Here is a 15,655-nt window from a genome sequence, read left to right on the forward strand (position 1 = left end):
GAGAGAACGATGGGGAAAACGGTCGTCATCAAATGCGGCGGCAGCGTGCTCGATGAGCTGTCTCCCGCCTTTTTTGCCAGCGTGAACATGATGCGGGAACAAGGGATGGATGTCGTCATCGTCCACGGCGGCGGGCCGGAAATCGGGCAAATGTTGAAAAAACTGGCGGTGCCGAGCGAGTTTGTCAACGGCTTGCGGAAAACGACGAAAGAGGTGCTTGCCGTTGTGGAAATGGTGCTCTCCGGCAAAGTGAACAAACAGCTTGTGGCGATGCTCAGGCAGAACGGCTTGCCGGCGGTCGGCGTTTCCGGCGTGGACGGGGGGCTGCTCGAAGCGGAACCGATTGACGTTGCTAAACTTGGCTATGTCGGCCGTGTGAAAACGGTTCGCTCCCGTCTTTTGCGCACGCTGCTTGAGGCGGGCTACATTCCGGTCGTTTCGCCGCTTGGCATCGACCAAAACGGGCAAACATACAACATTAACGCCGACACGGCGGCTGGGGCGGTCGCGGCCGCCATTGGCGCCAGCCAGCTCGCGTTTGTGACGAACGTGCCCGGAATTTTGCGAGACGGCGCGCTCGTGGCCGAGGCGACGGCGGAAACGATTGAACGACTGATCGAAGACGGCGTCATCACGGGCGGGATGATTCCGAAAGTGAAAGCGGCGCTGTCCGCCCTGTCCGATGCGCTGCCCGAGGTGATGATCGTCAGCGGCAAAACGACGTTTTACCAGAACGGAACATGGTATGGGACAACGATTCGGAAAGAAAACGAAGTGGGGGTCTACTAAATAATGAGCGCGCTATTTCCGACTTACAACCGTTGGAATATCGCCGTCCAAGCCGCGGAAGGGACGGTTGTGACCGATGTGAATGGAAAACAATATCTCGACTTTGTCTCCGGCATTGCCGTCTGCAATCTCGGCCATCGCCATCCGCATGTCCAAAAGGGCATTGAACAACAGCTGAATCAATATTGGCACGTCTCGAACTTGTTTACGATCCCGATTCAAGAAGAGGTCGCCTCCTTGCTTGTCGCCCACAGCGCCGGCGATTATGTTTTTTTCTGCAACAGCGGGGCGGAAGCGAACGAGGCGGCGCTGAAGCTGGCGCGCAAACATACCGGGAGACACAAAGTCATTACGTTCCGCCAGTCGTTTCACGGCCGGACGTTCGCGACCATGGCCGCGACCGGGCAGGAGAAAGTGCATAGCGGTTTTGGTCCGCTGCTTCCGGAATTCATTCACTTGCCGCTGAATGATGTCGACGCTCTCAAGCAGGCAATGAACGAAGAAGTGGCCGCGGTGATGCTTGAGGTCGTCCAAGGGGAAGGGGGGGTCCGCCCGGTGGACCCGGCGTTTTTGCAAATAGCGTCGGAGCTGTGTCAACAGTACGGGGCGCTCCTGATCATCGACGAAGTGCAAACCGGCATCGGCCGGACCGGAAAGCCGTTTGCTTACCAGCATTTCGGCGTGGAGCCCGACATCATCACCGTGGCGAAAGGACTTGGAAGCGGCATTCCGGTTGGTGCGATGATCGGCAAAGCGTTTTTGAAAGAGTCGTTTGGGCCTGGCGTGCACGGGTCGACGTTTGGCGGCAACCCGATCGCGATGGCCGCTGCCAAGGCGACGTTAGAAGTGGTGTTCGATCCGGCGTTTTTGCAAGAGGTGCAAGAAAAGGGGAGCTACTTGCTCGGACGGTTAAACGAGGCGCTCGCCCCGCTTGACATCGTCAAGGACGTGCGCGGGCTCGGGCTGCTTGTCGGGGTCGAGTGCCAAACGGACGTCGCACCGCTGTTGCCATTGATTCATGAAAACGGCTTGCTTGTCCTCTCGGCGGGGCCGAAGGTGATCCGCCTGCTGCCGCCGCTTGTCGTGACGAAAGCGGAAATCGATGAAGCGGTGGACATTTTAACAAACGTGTTGAACAACGCCAACGCCTCAGCCGTCTTGTAAACGGACGGCCGACGGCTTAATTTTTATTCCTGTTCATGCATAAAAATTCTTAAACGGTTATAAAAACTCAAACGATGAGGTGGCGCCAATGAAAGCGTACTTGCATGTGGCGAGCGGAAAAACGTTCAGCGGCGAGCTCGCCGCTCCGCTTAAAGAAAAGGTGAGCGGGGAGATCGTTTTTTTCACCGGCATGACCGGTTATCAAGAAGTGTTGACCGACCCGTCGTATAAAAACCAAATCATCGTTTTTACGTACCCGCTGATCGGCAATTATGGCATTAATGAAGACGATTTTGAAAGCAAGCGGCCGCACGTCGAAGCGGTCGTCGTCTACGAAGCGAGCAGCACAGGATTTCATTATGGGGCGAAATACAGCTTGGCAGAATACTTGCAGCATTGGAACATTCCGCTTCTTGCGCACGTGGACACGCGCGCCCTTGTGAAAGAAATCCGCACCGCTGGGACGATGATGGCGGAATTAAGTTTGTCGCCCATTCCAGCAGTTGCGGATGAGGAAGCGGCGTTTCCAGTGCGCGCGGTGTCAACGAAAACGATCGAAACATACGGCGAAGCCGGGCCGCATTTGGTGCTCATCGATTTCGGCTATAAAAAGTCGATTTTGCAGTCGCTCCTTGCACGCGGCTGCCGGGTGACGGTCGTGCCGCATGATACGGCGCCGGAAGCGATTGACGCGCTGAAACCGGACGGGCTTGTCCTCTCGAACGGCCCAGGCGATCCGAAACAGTTACGCCATCAGCTTCCCGCTATCCGTCAGCTTATCGACCGGTATCCGACGCTTGCGATTTGCCTTGGCCATCAGCTTGTCGCCTTAGCGTACGGGGCGGATACGGAAAAACTCCGCTTCGGGCATCGCGGCGCCAATCAACCGGTGTGGGACGCGGTGAAGCAAAACGTGATGATGACATCACAAAACCATAGTTATGTCGTCAAAGAAGGCAGTTTGGTGGGCAAACCGTTTGACATTCGTTTCATCAACGTCAACGACGGTTCGGTCGAGGGCATCGTCCATCGCCATAAACCGATTTTGTCCGTGCAATACCATCCGGAGGCGCATCCGGGGCCGCACGATACCGGCTATATTTTCGACGAATTTTTGCAAACCGTGTTCAAGGGAGAGAACGTGTATGCCTAAAGATTCTTCGCTTCAGTCGATTCTCCTGATCGGGTCGGGGCCGATTGTCATCGGCCAGGCCGCCGAGTTTGATTATTCCGGCACACAAGCGTGCATCGCCTTAAAGGAAGAAGGATATCGCGTCATTTTAGTGAACAACAATCCGGCGACGATCATGACCGATGAAGTTCATGCCGATGCCGTGTATTTTGAACCGCTCACCGTCGAGGCGGTCGAAGCGGTCATCGCCAAAGAACGCCCGGATGGGCTGCTCGCCACGTTCGGCGGCCAGACCGGGCTCAACTTGGCGTTTGCGCTTCATGAAGCCGGCGTGCTCGAAAAATACGGGGTGAGACTGCTCGGAACACCGATTGAAGCCATTCAGCGCGGGGAAGACCGCGAAGCGTTCCGCGCGTTAATGCATGAGCTTGGCGAACCAGTGCCGGAGAGCGAAATTGTTACAAGCGTCGAGGAAGCGGTCGCGTTTGCCGAACAAATCGGTTTTCCGATCATTATTCGTCCCGCGTATACGCTCGGCGGGACGGGCGGCGGCATTGCCGAAAACATGGAGCAGTTTCTCGCGCTCGTGGAGAAAGGGCTGGCCGAAAGCCCGATCCGCCAATGTTTGATCGAACGGAGCGTCGCTGGGTTTAAAGAAATTGAATACGAAGTGATGCGCGACCAGTCGAATACGTGCATCACGGTTTGCAATATGGAAAACGTCGATCCAGTCGGCATCCATACGGGCGATTCGATCGTCGTCGCACCGTCGCAGACGTTGACCGATGAGGAGTACCAAATGCTTCGTTCTTCAGCAGTGAAAATTATTTCCGCCTTAGGGATCATCGGCGGCTGCAACATTCAGTTCGCCCTTGATCCGAACAGCAAACAATATTACTTAATCGAAGTCAACCCGCGCGTCAGCCGCTCGTCAGCGCTCGCGTCCAAAGCGACCGGCTACCCGATCGCCCGCATTGCGGCGAAGCTGGCGGTCGGCTATACGCTCGCGGAACTCGTCAATCCGGTGACGAAAACGACGTACGCCAGCTTCGAGCCGGCCTTGGACTACGTCGTCGTCAAGTTCCCGCGCTTGCCGTTTGACAAGTTCCCGCACGCGGACCGGAAGCTCGGTACGCAAATGAAAGCGACCGGGGAAGTGATGGCGATCGACCGCAATATGGAGCGGGCGTTCCAAAAAGCGGTGCAGTCGCTCGAAGGCAAAAACAACGGACTGTTTTTGCCAGAGCTTTCGGCGAAAACGGATGACGAGCTGAAACAGCTGCTTGTCGACAAAGACGACCGCCGCTTTTTCGCGATTTTGGAACTGCTCCGCCGCGGGGTGGCGGTCGAAGCGATTCACGAATGGACGAAAATCGACCGCTTTTTCCTTGCTTCGTTCGAACGGCTCGTGGCGCTCGAAAAACAAGCGGCAGCCACCACGATTGATACGATCGATGAGCCGACGTTGCGCTTCTTGAAAGAAAAAGGGGCAAGCGACGCCTTTTTGGCCGAAACGTGGGGCGTGACGGAGCTTGAGGTGCGCAACAAGCGGAAGGAACTTGGCATCGTGCCGTCATACAAAATGGTCGACACGTGCGCGGCCGAATTTCATTCGGAAACGGATTATTACTACTCGACCTATTTCGGCGAAGACGAGCGGAAGAAAGCGAGCGGCAAGGAGAAAGTGCTGATCATTGGAGCCGGACCTATTCGCATCGGCCAAGGCATTGAGTTTGACTACAGCTCCGTTCATAGCGTGTTCGCCTTGCAAAAAGAAGGCTATGAAACGGTGATGATCAACAACAATCCGGAAACCGTGAGCACCGACTTTGCCGTCGCCGACCGCCTGTACTTTGAGCCGCTTACGTTAGAGAGCGTCCTCGATGTCATTGAAGCGGAACAAATCAAGCATGTCATCGTTCAGTTTGGCGGACAGACGGCGATCAATTTGGTCAAAGGTCTTGAAGAAGCCGGTGTGCCGCTGCTTGGCGTCACCTATGATATGATCGACCAGCTCGAAGACCGCGACCGCTTTTATCAGTTGCTTGAAGAGCTTGACATTCCGCACGTGCCTGGCCTAATGGCGAACGACGCTGAGGAGCTCGCCGCCATAGCGTCCGAAATCGGCTATCCGGTGCTGCTTCGCCCGTCGTATGTCATCGGCGGCCGCGGCATGTTCATCGTCCGCGATGAAGTCCAGCTTGCGGCATTGGTGGAGCAAGGCGAGTTAACGTATCCGATTTTAATTGACGCGTACTTGGATGGGAAAGAAGCGGAAGCGGACATTGTGACGGATGGAATAGACATCGTGCTGCCGGTCATCATTGAACATGTCGAAAAAGCCGGCGTCCACTCCGGCGACAGCTATGCTTGGCTGCCGGCGCAGACGCTCACAGACGAAGAAAAAGCGAAAATCATCGACTATGCGGGCCGGATTGCGAAAAAACTTGGCTTTAAAGGAATCATGAACATTCAATACGTCATTGCGGACGGCAATGTATACGTCCTTGAAGTGAACCCGCGCGCGAGCCGGACGGTGCCGATCGTCAGCAAAACGACCGGCGTGCCGCTGGCGCAAATTGCGACAAAGTTATTGCTTGGGAAATCACTCGTCGACATCGTTGACGAAAAAGCTCGCGGATTGGCGGTCATGCCGTACGCCGTGTTAAAGTATCCGGTCTTTTCGAGCCATAAGCTGCCGGGGGTTGACCCGATGGTTGGACCGGAGATGAAATCGACCGGTGAAGGCATCAGCATCGCAGCGACGAAGGAAGAAGCGGCGTACAAAGCGTTTTACGCGTACTTGCGAAAGAAAGCAAACGCCAATGAAATGTATGTGATTGGCGGCATCGATGAGACGCTGGCCGCGGAAATCGAAGCGAAACAGCTTGTGATCGTGCCAGATGTCCCGTTTGCCGATTGGGTGAAGCGCGACACGGCGCTCGCGGTGATCAACTTGGGCAAAGAGGAAGACGAGGCAAACAAACGAATGACTGCGTTGTCCCGACAATTGCTCGTCTTCACGGAACGTGAGACATTGAAGCTCTTCTTGCAGGCGCTCGATGTCGATCATCTTGACGTGCAGCCGATCCATGGCTGGTTGGAAAAGAAAAAACAGGCAGAACAGGCGGTGATCGCATGAATGCAGTGATGTCATTAAAAGGGAGAGACTTTTTAACGCTTCTTGATTTCTCGACAGAAGAAATTTTGGACTTGTTGGCGCTAGCAGCCGATTTAAAAGCGAAACAAAAAGCCGGTGTATCGTATACGCCGCTTTCCGGCAAAACAATGGCGATGATTTTTGAAAAGCCCTCAACGCGCACGCGCGTGTCGTTTGAAGTCGGCATGATCCAGCTTGGCGGCCAGGCGATGTATTTAAACGGCAACGATTTGCAGCTTGGCCGCGGTGAAACGATTGCGGATACCGCGCGCGTCTTGTCGCAATACGTCGATGTCATTATGATTCGGACGTTTGCCCATCAAAAAGTCGAGGAATTGGCCGAGTATGCGTCCGTTCCGGTCATCAACGGCTTGACGGACGACGATCATCCCTGCCAGGCGCTGGCGGATTTGCTGACGATTTATGAAGTGAAGAAAACGTTCCAAGGCGTCAAGCTCGCCTATGTCGGCGACGGGAACAACGTCGCCAACGCCTTGCTTGTGGCCGCGGCGAAAGTCGGCATGGATGTCGCCATCGCCTGTCCGCCGGGCTATGAGCCAAAGAAAGAATATGTCGAGGCGGCGTGCCGAATCGGTGAACAGACAGGCGCCGCCGTCACGGTGACGCACGACCCGCTTGTGGCGGTGGCGGGGGCGGATGCGATTTATACGGATGTCTGGACGAGCATGGGCCAAGAAAGCGAAAGTGCTGAGCGGCTGCAAGTGTTTCAGCCGTATCAAGTCAACGAAGAGCTCGTCAAAGCGGCAAAACCGGATTATCTCTTTTTGCATTGTCTGCCGGCCCACCGCGGCGAAGAAGTGACGGCCGGCGTCATGGACGGTCCGAACTCGGTCGTCTTTGAGCAGGCCGGCAACCGGCTTCATGCGCAAAAAGCGATTTTGTTGTCCGTTTTATAGCAAAGGGGGAATTCCCGTTTCGGGAGTTCCTTTTTCACTTTGAAAAGGATTTCGAGGGGAGAGCTCCTTTTCGTTGTGAACAGCTTGGCGTTCCGTTTGCGATCCTCCATCATTTTCCTTCTTATGAACAGCGATGAAACCGGGCATGATAACAAATGCAATCGAAGCAAGGGGGATGAAACAAATGGGCCAACCGCGCCATTTCAAACCAGGCGATAAAGCGCCGAACAACGGCGTGTATATTGAAATCGGCGAAACGGGCGACAATGTAAAGCACCCGAAAAAGCTGAAACTGAAAGCCGGCGATACGTTTCCAGAAACGTCGAACCATAATCGACATTGGACGTATTTGCGCAAACCGTGAAGCAGAACAAAAGCCATTCCAAGCATGGAGTGGCTTTTGATTTGCCGTGCGCTTTGCGATCCGCTATAATGATTTATGGTCAAAGAAGGTCAAATGGAGGGGACGGCATGGACGCAAGCCGTTTGACGGAAAAACTGCAAGAGGCACTTATGGCGGCGCAGTCGCTCGCCAAAGAGCGGCATCATCAACAGCTTGATGTCGAACATCTTCTGCTGGCGCTCCTCGAGCAAGAAGATGGCTTGGCGCCGCGGCTGTTTGCCCTTTGCGGCGCCGACCGCGCTCAGGCGATCCGCTGGCTGCAAGACCAGCTTCGCCAAAAGCCTGAAGTGCATGGGGCGGACGGGCAGCTGTATGTTGCGCCCGCCTTAGCGCGGCTGCTTGAGGAGGCGGAAAACGAAGCGAAGCGAATGCAAGACGAGTACATATCGGTCGAACATGTGCTGCTCGCGTTGCCTCATGGCGCCGAGCCGTTCGCTCGGCAGCTGGCGTCGTTTGGACTGACGAAGGAAGCACTATTAGCGGCAGTGAGAAAAGTAAGGGGGAATCAACGCGTGACGAGTCCACATCCGGAAGCAACCTATGAAGCGTTGGCAAAATACGGGCGCGACCTTGTCGCGGAAGCGAAAGCGGGAAAAATCGACCCGGTCATCGGCCGCGACAGTGAAATTCGCCGCATCATCCGCATTTTGTCGCGGAAGACGAAAAACAACCCGGTGTTGATCGGCGAGCCGGGCGTCGGGAAGACCGCTATTGTCGAAGGGCTCGCTCAACGCATCGTGCGCAAAGACGTCCCGGAAGGGCTGAAAGACAAAACGATTTTCGCTCTTGATATGAGCGCGCTCGTCGCCGGAGCAAAGTTTCGAGGTGAATTTGAAGAACGGCTGAAAGCGGTGCTCAATGAAATCAAAAAAAGCGACGGCCGCATCATTTTATTTATTGACGAACTGCATACAATCGTCGGCGCCGGCAGAGCGGAAGGGGCGATGGACGCCGGCAATATGCTCAAGCCGATGCTTGCCCGCGGCGAGTTGCGCTGCATTGGGGCGACGACGCTTGATGAGTACCGGCAATACATCGAAAAAGACCCGGCGCTCGAGCGCCGCTTCCAACAAGTGCTTGTCCAAGAGCCGAGTGTCGAGGACACGATTTCGATTTTGCGCGGATTGAAAGAACGGTATGAAGTGCACCATGGAGTGAAAATCCACGATCGCGCGCTCGTCGCGGCCGCCGTTTTGTCCGACCGTTACATCTCTGACCGCTTTTTGCCTGACAAAGCGATCGATTTGGTCGATGAAGCGTGCGCGACGATCCGGACGGAAATGGAATCGATGCCGTCGGAGCTGGACGAAGTGATGCGCCGCGTCATGCAGCTTGAAATTGAAGAGGCGGCCTTAAGCAAAGAAACGGACGAAGCGAGCCGCGAGCGGCTTGCGGCATTGCAAAAAGAACTTGCCGATTTGCGTGAAAAGGCGAACGCCATGAAAGCGCAATGGCAAAAAGAAAAAGAGGCGCTTGACCGCGTCCGCCGTTTGCGCGAGGCGCTCGAGCGGGCAAAACGCGAACTGGAAGAGGCGGAAAACGAGTATGATTTAAACAAGGCGGCGGAGCTTCGCCATGGCCGCATTCCGCAGTTGGAAAAGCAACTCAAACAGCTCGAGCAAGAAATCAGTGAGCAAAGTGAAGGGAAATTGCTGCGCGAGGAAGTGACGGAAGAAGAGATTGCCGAAATCGTGTCACGCTGGACGGGCATTCCGCTCACCCGCCTCGTCGAGGGAGAGAGAGAAAAGCTGCTTCGCCTTCATGAATTGCTGCATAGACGGGTCATCGGTCAAGACGAAGCGGTCGAGCTTGTCGCTGACGCCGTCTTGCGGGCGCGGGCCGGCATGAAAGACCCGAACCGCCCGATCGGATCGTTTTTGTTCCTCGGACCGACCGGCGTCGGCAAAACGGAGCTGGCCAAAGCGCTCGCCGAGGCGCTGTTTGACAGCGAGGAGCAGCTCATCCGTCTTGACATGTCCGAGTATATGGAAAAACACGCCGTCTCCCGCTTGATCGGAGCGCCGCCTGGCTATGTCGGCTATGAGGAAGGCGGCCAGCTGACCGAGGCAGTGCGGCGCAAGCCGTATTCCGTTCTGTTGTTCGATGAAATCGAAAAAGCTCATCCGGACGTGTTCAACATCCTGCTGCAGCTGCTGGATGACGGACGGCTCACCGATTCGCAAGGGCGGACGGTCGACTTTAAAAACACGGTCGTCATTATGACATCGAACATCGGATCGCCGCTGTTGTTGGAAAACAAACAGGGCGACATCGATGAAGAAACGCGCAAACAAGTGTTTGACCAACTGCGCGCCCATTTCCGCCCAGAATTTTTAAACCGGATCGACGATATCGTCTTGTTTAAACCATTGTCGATGAATGAAGTGAAAGGCATCGTCGAAAAGTTCGCCCGCGAGCTGTCGGCCCGTTTGGCCGATCGGCATATCGAACTCGTGCTGACCGAAGCGGCGAAGCAATACATCGCCGAAGCGGGCTTCGACCCAGTATACGGCGCCCGCCCGCTCAAACGGTTTATGCAAAAGCAAATCGAAACGCCGCTTGCGAAAGAGCTGATCGCTGGGCGGGTGAAAGATTACAGCACCGTCACGGTCGATGTTGACAACGGGCAGATCATCATTCGTCCGTCGGCGCAAACGAGCTGAAGGGGGCGCCGCCGACGCGGAGAGACGTGCTTCCTGTCTGCCGGGTTGGTCGCATTGTTTGAGCATGGACGGAAAACACAAGTCTAGATCAATAGGGATGGAATGCTCCTCCATTGACACCTATATAGATGCAACGAAAAAGTTTAACATATCCTTGATGGAAAAGTCGCTTGTCCATTTTTCGACTGTCGAAGGCAAGCCACAGGCTTGCCTCCGTCACGCCAAGGCGTGACGGAAGACCGAACAACCACCCGCTTCACAGACCCATAACCCATACATGGGTCTGAAAGCGGCGTTGTTCGGTCGCCCGACAGTCGATCAAATGCTCGGTAAAAGCTACAAATGTTAAAGCTTCAAATTGCATCTATATATAGGTGTTGAAGTGGGAGGATTCTCGGTTAAAGATGACAAAAAACAACGCCTTGGGACTTTCACCCCAAGGCGTTGTCTTATGAAGCGAATGATCAATGATGGTGATCCCCGGCCGGCTCGTCCGGAATCAGGGCTGCAATCACGAAGACTAAGATCGTCACGATGACGCCAAGCAAAGCACCGGTTGCGAAGTTATAGCCGATCCCTTGCATCGAGCCCATGACGTACGTTGCCATTTGCACGAGCAAAAACGTCCAAAAAAACGTCCAAAACAAGCGCATCTTTGTTCCTCCCATCTTCTCGTCATTCCTTTTCTTATCTTATCACAATTTGTCGCGTAGGCATATACCCGGACGTTTTTTTTGGCCGCGCATATCGTATACTGTACCATTATGCATTGCCAAACAAGGGTGAATGGAAACGATGGCAGGACAACGGCGGTTTTTTCAACTCGATGAGCAATGGTGCATCGTTCACGTGCCGGAGCGCCCAAATGGGTTTGCCCTTTTTTTAATGGGCGACGGCGACCATTTTGTGAACGAACAGACGAGTTTTTGGCTCGAACATCCGGGGCGGCGCCAATGGCTGGGAGATTGGTTGAAACGTGGGTATACGGTCTTTTCGTCCCATTTGTACGGCCGGCATTGGGGAAGTCCGAAAGCGGTCCGGCTGGCGCGCCAGCTCATTTACTCGGTGTTGAAAAGCGAAATTGTGAACCAGCGCATCTATATCGTTGCCGAAGGAATGGGCGCGCTCGTTGCCTTGCAACTGCTTGGCGCCATGCCAAGTCAAATCCGCGCCGTCGCCATGATCAACCCTTGCCTTGACGTACGCGCCCAGCTTGACTATGAACAAGAACATCCATTCGTGTACCGGCGGATGGTGAGGGAAATCGCGACTGCCTATGGCTTGAAAGAAGAAGAGGTGCCGGAGGCTGTTCCGTCCCTCTTTCTCAGTCCTCATGACGTTCCGGTGACGATTTGGCAGCTGGCCGGAGTGAGCCCGTATCCATCCGCCTTGCATAGCCGTAAATATGAACAATGGATGAAAACGACAAACAACCGGGTGCGCGTCGTTTACGAGCTGCCGGAGAAACGGCGCCAACTGGCTCGGCAAATCGGGCAATTTTTCTGCCAATACAATGAACTCCCGTAAACGATAAGGGCAGGAGCTGACTCAAAAGCTCCTTTTTGATGAAATTTCACCCAAGTATTGAAAAGACCACCTCTGACCCCTTGGTTGTACCGGGTTTTCAAGGTGGTCTATTTTTCCATGTTGCCTCAGATAGGGGTATTACCGCTTTTTTGGATCAGCCCCTGCTATTTTTTCAATAAGTCGACGAGCGAGGTGATCTTTTTCACGAGCGGTTTTAATTGTTGCCATGAGTCGGCTAGCGTATTGACGTTTTCAAACAGCTTCATGAAATCGATGTTCGGCAGTAAAGGCGGTTCTGCCCCGCTCCCTTGATCTTCGCGCTCGCCGGTTGCGCGAGAAGGAAAAGATCCGAACATTAGACGGGAAAAATGGTCTTGCCGTTCGCGACGTTGTTCTTGTGCTTCGCCGTTGGCCATGGGCGATCCTCCCTTTCATGCGATGGTTGCTCGTATTTGTATTGCTTTCATGCGATGGTTGCTCGTATTTGTATTGTATGGCAGAAAGGAAAAAGCGGTTTGGACAAATGCCTTAGGGGAACGGAAAGCGCTCGTTCAACTTTCGTTTTCTATTGCGCATCCACGCTCTTTCGGCTAAAATTAGTACCAAGTAATAATAATTGGTGATGTATACTGATTGTACATTCAAGTTTGGTTGTCAGCGTGAGCATTTTTTCGCCATTTTGGGAAAGAGGAGATGGACCATATGGGAGCAGGAATTATCGGGGTCGGCCGCTATGTGCCGGAGAAAGTGTTGACCAACTTTGATTTGGAAAAAATGATGGATACATCGGATGAATGGATCCGAACGCGCACCGGGATCGAGGAGCGCCGCATCGCCGCGGATGACATTGATACGTCCGATATGGCGTATTTTGCCGCCAAAAGGGCGCTTCAAGACGCTGGCATGGAGGCGAAGGACATTGATCTCATTTTAGTTGCCACTGTCACCCCGGACCGTCCGTTTCCGTCGGTCGCTTGCATGCTGCAAGAGCGGCTTGGCGCCGTCAACGCCGCTGCGCTTGATATTAGCGCTGCCTGCGCGGGGTTTATGTACGGGATGGTCACGGCCGCCCAATTTATTGACACAGGCGCCTACAAGTATATATTAGTAGTGGGGGCAGACAAACTATCGAAAATCACCGATTGGACCGACCGCAACACGGCGGTGCTGTTCGGCGACGGCGCCGGAGCGGTCGTCATGGGTCCGGTGTCGCCCGGGCGCGGGATTTTATCTTTCGAGTTGGGAGCTGACGGAACAGGAGGAAAACATTTATACAAAGACGAATATATCGTCATGAACGGCCGTGAAGTATTCAAGTTCGCCGTCCGGCAAATGGGAGAATCAAGCGTGCGTGTGCTTGAAAAAGCCGGGCTCACGAAAGACGATGTCGACTTTCTCATTCCGCATCAAGCGAACATTCGCATCGTCGAAGCGGCCAGACAGCGGCTCGAGCTGCCAGAAGAGAAAATATCGACAACCATCCGTCGATATGGCAACACGTCGGCCGCATCTATTCCGATTTCGCTTGTAGAAGAGTTGGAAGCGGGCAAAATCCATGACGATGATCTCATCATTATGGTCGGCTTCGGCGGCGGGCTGACGTGGGGCGCGATCGCTTTGCGCTGGGGCCGTTAACGGCACGTATATTATCGAAATAAAAAAGGAGAGACGGAAACGATGGAAAAAAGACGAGTCGTCGTGACAGGCATAGGCGCCGTCACCCCGCTTGGGAATGACGCAGAAACGACGTGGAAAAACATCATCGCCGGCCAGTCCGGCATCGACATTGTCACTCGCGTCAATCCGGACGACTTTCCGGCGAAAGTGGCGGCGGAAGTGAAAGACTTCGATCCGTCGCTGTTTATCGACCGCCGCGAGGCGCGGAAGATGGACCGATTTACCCAATTCGCCGTCGCGGCGGCGCTCATGGCGGTCAAAGATGCCAATCTCGACATTCATGAAAGCAACGCTGAACGGGTCGGCGTCTGGATTGGTTCTGGCATCGGCGGCATGGAGACGTTTGAACAGCAGTTTGAGATTTTCCAGCAGCGCGGTTATCGCCGAGTGAGCCCGTTTTTCGTGCCAATGATGATCCCGGATATGGCCGCTGGGCAAGTATCGATCATCCTTGGCGCGAAAGGGATCAATTCGTGCACGGTGACCGCTTGCGCGACCGGGGCGAACTCGATCGGTGATGCGTTTAAAGTCATTCAGCGCGGCGACGCCGATGTCATGATCACCGGCGGGACGGAAGCGCCGATTACGAAAATGTCGTTCGCCGGTTTTTGCGCCAATACGGCTCTTTCAACCAATCCAGATCCAAAAACGGCGAGCCGCCCATTTGACAAAAACCGCGACGGTTTCGTCATGGGTGAGGGAGCAGGCATCGTTGTTCTGGAGGAATTGGAGCACGCGTTGCGCCGCGGCGCGAAGATTTACGCCGAAATTGTCGGTTACGGTGCGACCGCTGATGCGTACCATATCACCGCGCCGGCGCCGGGCGGCGAAGGCGGCGTGCGGGCGATGCGCCAGGCGCTTCAAGACGCTGGCCTGAAGCCGGAGGAGATCGATTACATCAACGCCCACGGCACGAGCACCGAGTACAATGATAAGTATGAGACGGCGGCGATCAAAGAAGTATTCGGCGATCATGCCTATAAGCTCGCTGTCAGCTCGACGAAGTCGATGACCGGGCATTTGCTCGGGGCGACCGGTGCGGTGGAAGCGATTTTCTCCGTGCTGGCGATCCGCGACGGCATCATTCCGCCGACGATCAACTACGAAACACCGGATCCGGAATGCGACCTCGACTATGTGCCGAATGAAGCGCGCAAGCAAGACGTGCGTGCGGTCTTAAGCAACTCATTTGGATTTGGCGGCCATAATGCGACATTGATTTTTAAAAAATATGTGTAATGGATGAAAAGGAGAGCCTTGGTTGAGCAGAGCTGAAAACGCGTGACTAACGGCGGGTTCGGTTCAGCGTCAGGCTCTCTTTTTTGTTTTGTTTCACCGTCTTTTCCCTGCCGACATAACGTAAGAGAAAAGGAGGGAAAAGCGATGGGATTGCTTCCGACCGATCGATGGCTGGAAGAGGATGAAGGCGATCCGCTCCGGTTGTGCGCACGGTTGGCGCCGCTTTTTGGCAAGATGCCGGCGCGTGAGATTTACAGCTATTTACGGCTGTATGGCATGTACCGAAGCACTCGACAGGCCGAGCGGCTTTTGCCGGAGATGAAAGAGCGCCGTCTTTGGGAACGTCTTGGCCGTTTGTATGAACGGCAACGGGGGATATGGAAGGGGCCAGACGTTCCGGTATGTTTGCTGCCGGCCGATGACGAAAACTGGAAGCTTGCGCGCGAGTTTCAAGGAAAAGGCGGGGTGGCGTTTGCCGATAAGCTGTTTTTCTTCTTGCTTCCAGATCATAGCAACAAGGAGATCGCCGCGTTGGTGGCACATGAATACAACCATGTATGCCGTCTCAAGCAGTTGCCGAACGAAGGCGAAGATGCGACGTTGCTGGATGCCGTCGTGATGGAAGGATTGGCGGAGCATGCCGTCGCCGAGACAGTCGGCGCCGAACAGTGTGCGGGATGGACGAAGTATTACACCGATCGGGAGATGGAACGGTTTTGGCGGCGCTATATAGTCCCGAATAAACATTTGCCCGTTTCGCATCCGCATACTTCCCGCATTTTGTACGGACTTGGATGGCATCCGAAAATGGGGGGCTATGCCGTTGGGTATGCCATCGTCCGTCGCTGCCTGGAAAGAGGATATTCGCTCACCCAATTGATGACGATGGAAACGAAAGACATCGCGGAGTTGGCGGGCTTTTCAGACAAACAGGGAGCGTCTTAGCTCGAAACCGCATGGCGGACGCCGCTGTCCGGTTATCAC

The 15,655-nt window shown here is 54.7% G+C and carries 13 protein-coding genes; 11 read left to right on the plus strand and 2 right to left on the minus strand.

The genetic code is table 11. The features are described 5' to 3' along the window. Nucleotides 1-9 precede the first annotated feature (9 nt). The 7 genes from argB (at nucleotide 10) to clpB (ending at nucleotide 10,228) form a co-directional block, all read left to right on the plus strand. Nucleotides 10-789, plus strand: a complete 780-nt coding sequence (gene argB, locus QWV57_RS03890) for an acetylglutamate kinase (RefSeq protein WP_081132242.1) — start codon at nucleotides 10-12, stop codon at nucleotides 787-789. 3 nt (nucleotides 790-792) lie between these two features. Beyond that, nucleotides 793-1,953 carry an acetylornithine transaminase gene (gene argD, locus QWV57_RS03895; RefSeq protein ID WP_081132240.1) on the plus strand — a complete coding sequence of 387 codons (1,161 nt, stop codon included), beginning with the start codon at nucleotides 793-795 and terminating at the stop codon, nucleotides 1,951-1,953. A gap of 88 nt (nucleotides 1,954-2,041) precedes the next feature. Then, nucleotides 2,042-3,106: a carbamoyl phosphate synthase small subunit gene (locus QWV57_RS03900; RefSeq protein WP_081132238.1), complete on the plus strand. Its 1,065-nt coding sequence runs from the start codon at nucleotides 2,042-2,044 to the stop codon at nucleotides 3,104-3,106. Beyond that, a complete protein-coding gene (carB, locus tag QWV57_RS03905; protein WP_301100689.1) occupies nucleotides 3,099-6,227 on the plus strand; it encodes a carbamoyl-phosphate synthase (glutamine-hydrolyzing) large subunit in 3,129 nt (1,042 codons plus the stop codon). Before QWV57_RS03900 ends, carB begins: the two co-directional genes overlap by 8 nt. Then, nucleotides 6,224-7,162, plus strand: a complete 939-nt coding sequence (argF, locus tag QWV57_RS03910; RefSeq protein WP_011230297.1) for an ornithine carbamoyltransferase — start codon at nucleotides 6,224-6,226, stop codon at nucleotides 7,160-7,162. The genes carB and argF overlap by 4 nt, the downstream gene beginning before the upstream one ends. Nucleotides 7,163-7,346: 184 nt before the next feature. Beyond that, the gene (locus QWV57_RS03915) at nucleotides 7,347-7,526 is read left to right on the plus strand and encodes a YjzC family protein (RefSeq protein WP_011230299.1); all 180 of its coding nucleotides are present in this window, start codon (nucleotides 7,347-7,349) and stop codon (nucleotides 7,524-7,526) included. A 107-nt stretch (nucleotides 7,527-7,633) separates the two neighbouring features. Further along, nucleotides 7,634-10,228: an ATP-dependent chaperone ClpB gene (gene clpB, locus QWV57_RS03920; RefSeq protein ID WP_033006384.1), complete on the plus strand. Its 2,595-nt coding sequence runs from the start codon at nucleotides 7,634-7,636 to the stop codon at nucleotides 10,226-10,228. 464 nt (nucleotides 10,229-10,692) lie between these two features. On the opposite strand, the gene QWV57_RS03925 is transcribed toward clpB, so the two are convergent. Further along, on the minus strand, nucleotides 10,693-10,881 hold the full coding sequence (locus QWV57_RS03925; RefSeq protein ID WP_011230302.1) for a YjzD family protein: 189 nt from the start codon (nucleotides 10,879-10,881) through the stop codon (nucleotides 10,693-10,695). Nucleotides 10,882-11,014: 133 nt separating this feature from the next. On the opposite strand from QWV57_RS03925, the gene QWV57_RS03930 reads away from it, so the two are divergent. Continuing rightward, complete coding sequence (locus QWV57_RS03930) at nucleotides 11,015-11,755, plus strand: alpha/beta fold hydrolase (protein WP_020753723.1); 741 nt, start codon at nucleotides 11,015-11,017, stop codon at nucleotides 11,753-11,755. Between the two features lie 164 nt (nucleotides 11,756-11,919). On the opposite strand, the gene QWV57_RS03935 is transcribed toward QWV57_RS03930, so the two are convergent. Further along, entirely contained in the window at nucleotides 11,920-12,171 is a 252-nt protein-coding gene (locus QWV57_RS03935) for a hypothetical protein (protein ID WP_033004681.1), read from the minus strand. A gap of 286 nt (nucleotides 12,172-12,457) precedes the next feature. Between QWV57_RS03935 and QWV57_RS03940 the strand changes: the two genes are divergently transcribed. The 3 genes from QWV57_RS03940 to QWV57_RS03950 all read left to right on the plus strand — a co-directional run bounded on the left by QWV57_RS03940 (nucleotide 12,458) and on the right by QWV57_RS03950 (nucleotide 15,616). Next, the gene (locus tag QWV57_RS03940; RefSeq protein ID WP_011230305.1) at nucleotides 12,458-13,390 is read left to right on the plus strand and encodes a beta-ketoacyl-ACP synthase III; all 933 of its coding nucleotides are present in this window, start codon (nucleotides 12,458-12,460) and stop codon (nucleotides 13,388-13,390) included. A gap of 42 nt (nucleotides 13,391-13,432) precedes the next feature. Beyond that, nucleotides 13,433-14,671, plus strand: a complete 1,239-nt coding sequence (fabF, locus tag QWV57_RS03945; RefSeq protein ID WP_015374148.1) for a beta-ketoacyl-ACP synthase II — start codon at nucleotides 13,433-13,435, stop codon at nucleotides 14,669-14,671. A 144-nt stretch (nucleotides 14,672-14,815) separates the two neighbouring features. Continuing rightward, a complete protein-coding gene (locus QWV57_RS03950) occupies nucleotides 14,816-15,616 on the plus strand; it encodes a DUF2268 domain-containing putative Zn-dependent protease (protein WP_129446819.1) in 801 nt (266 codons plus the stop codon). Nucleotides 15,617-15,655: the final 39 nt, after the last annotated feature.

The sequence above is a fragment of the Geobacillus zalihae genome, from assembly GCF_030414215.1.
In the GTDB taxonomy this organism is placed as follows: domain Bacteria; phylum Bacillota; class Bacilli; order Bacillales; family Anoxybacillaceae; genus Geobacillus; species Geobacillus zalihae.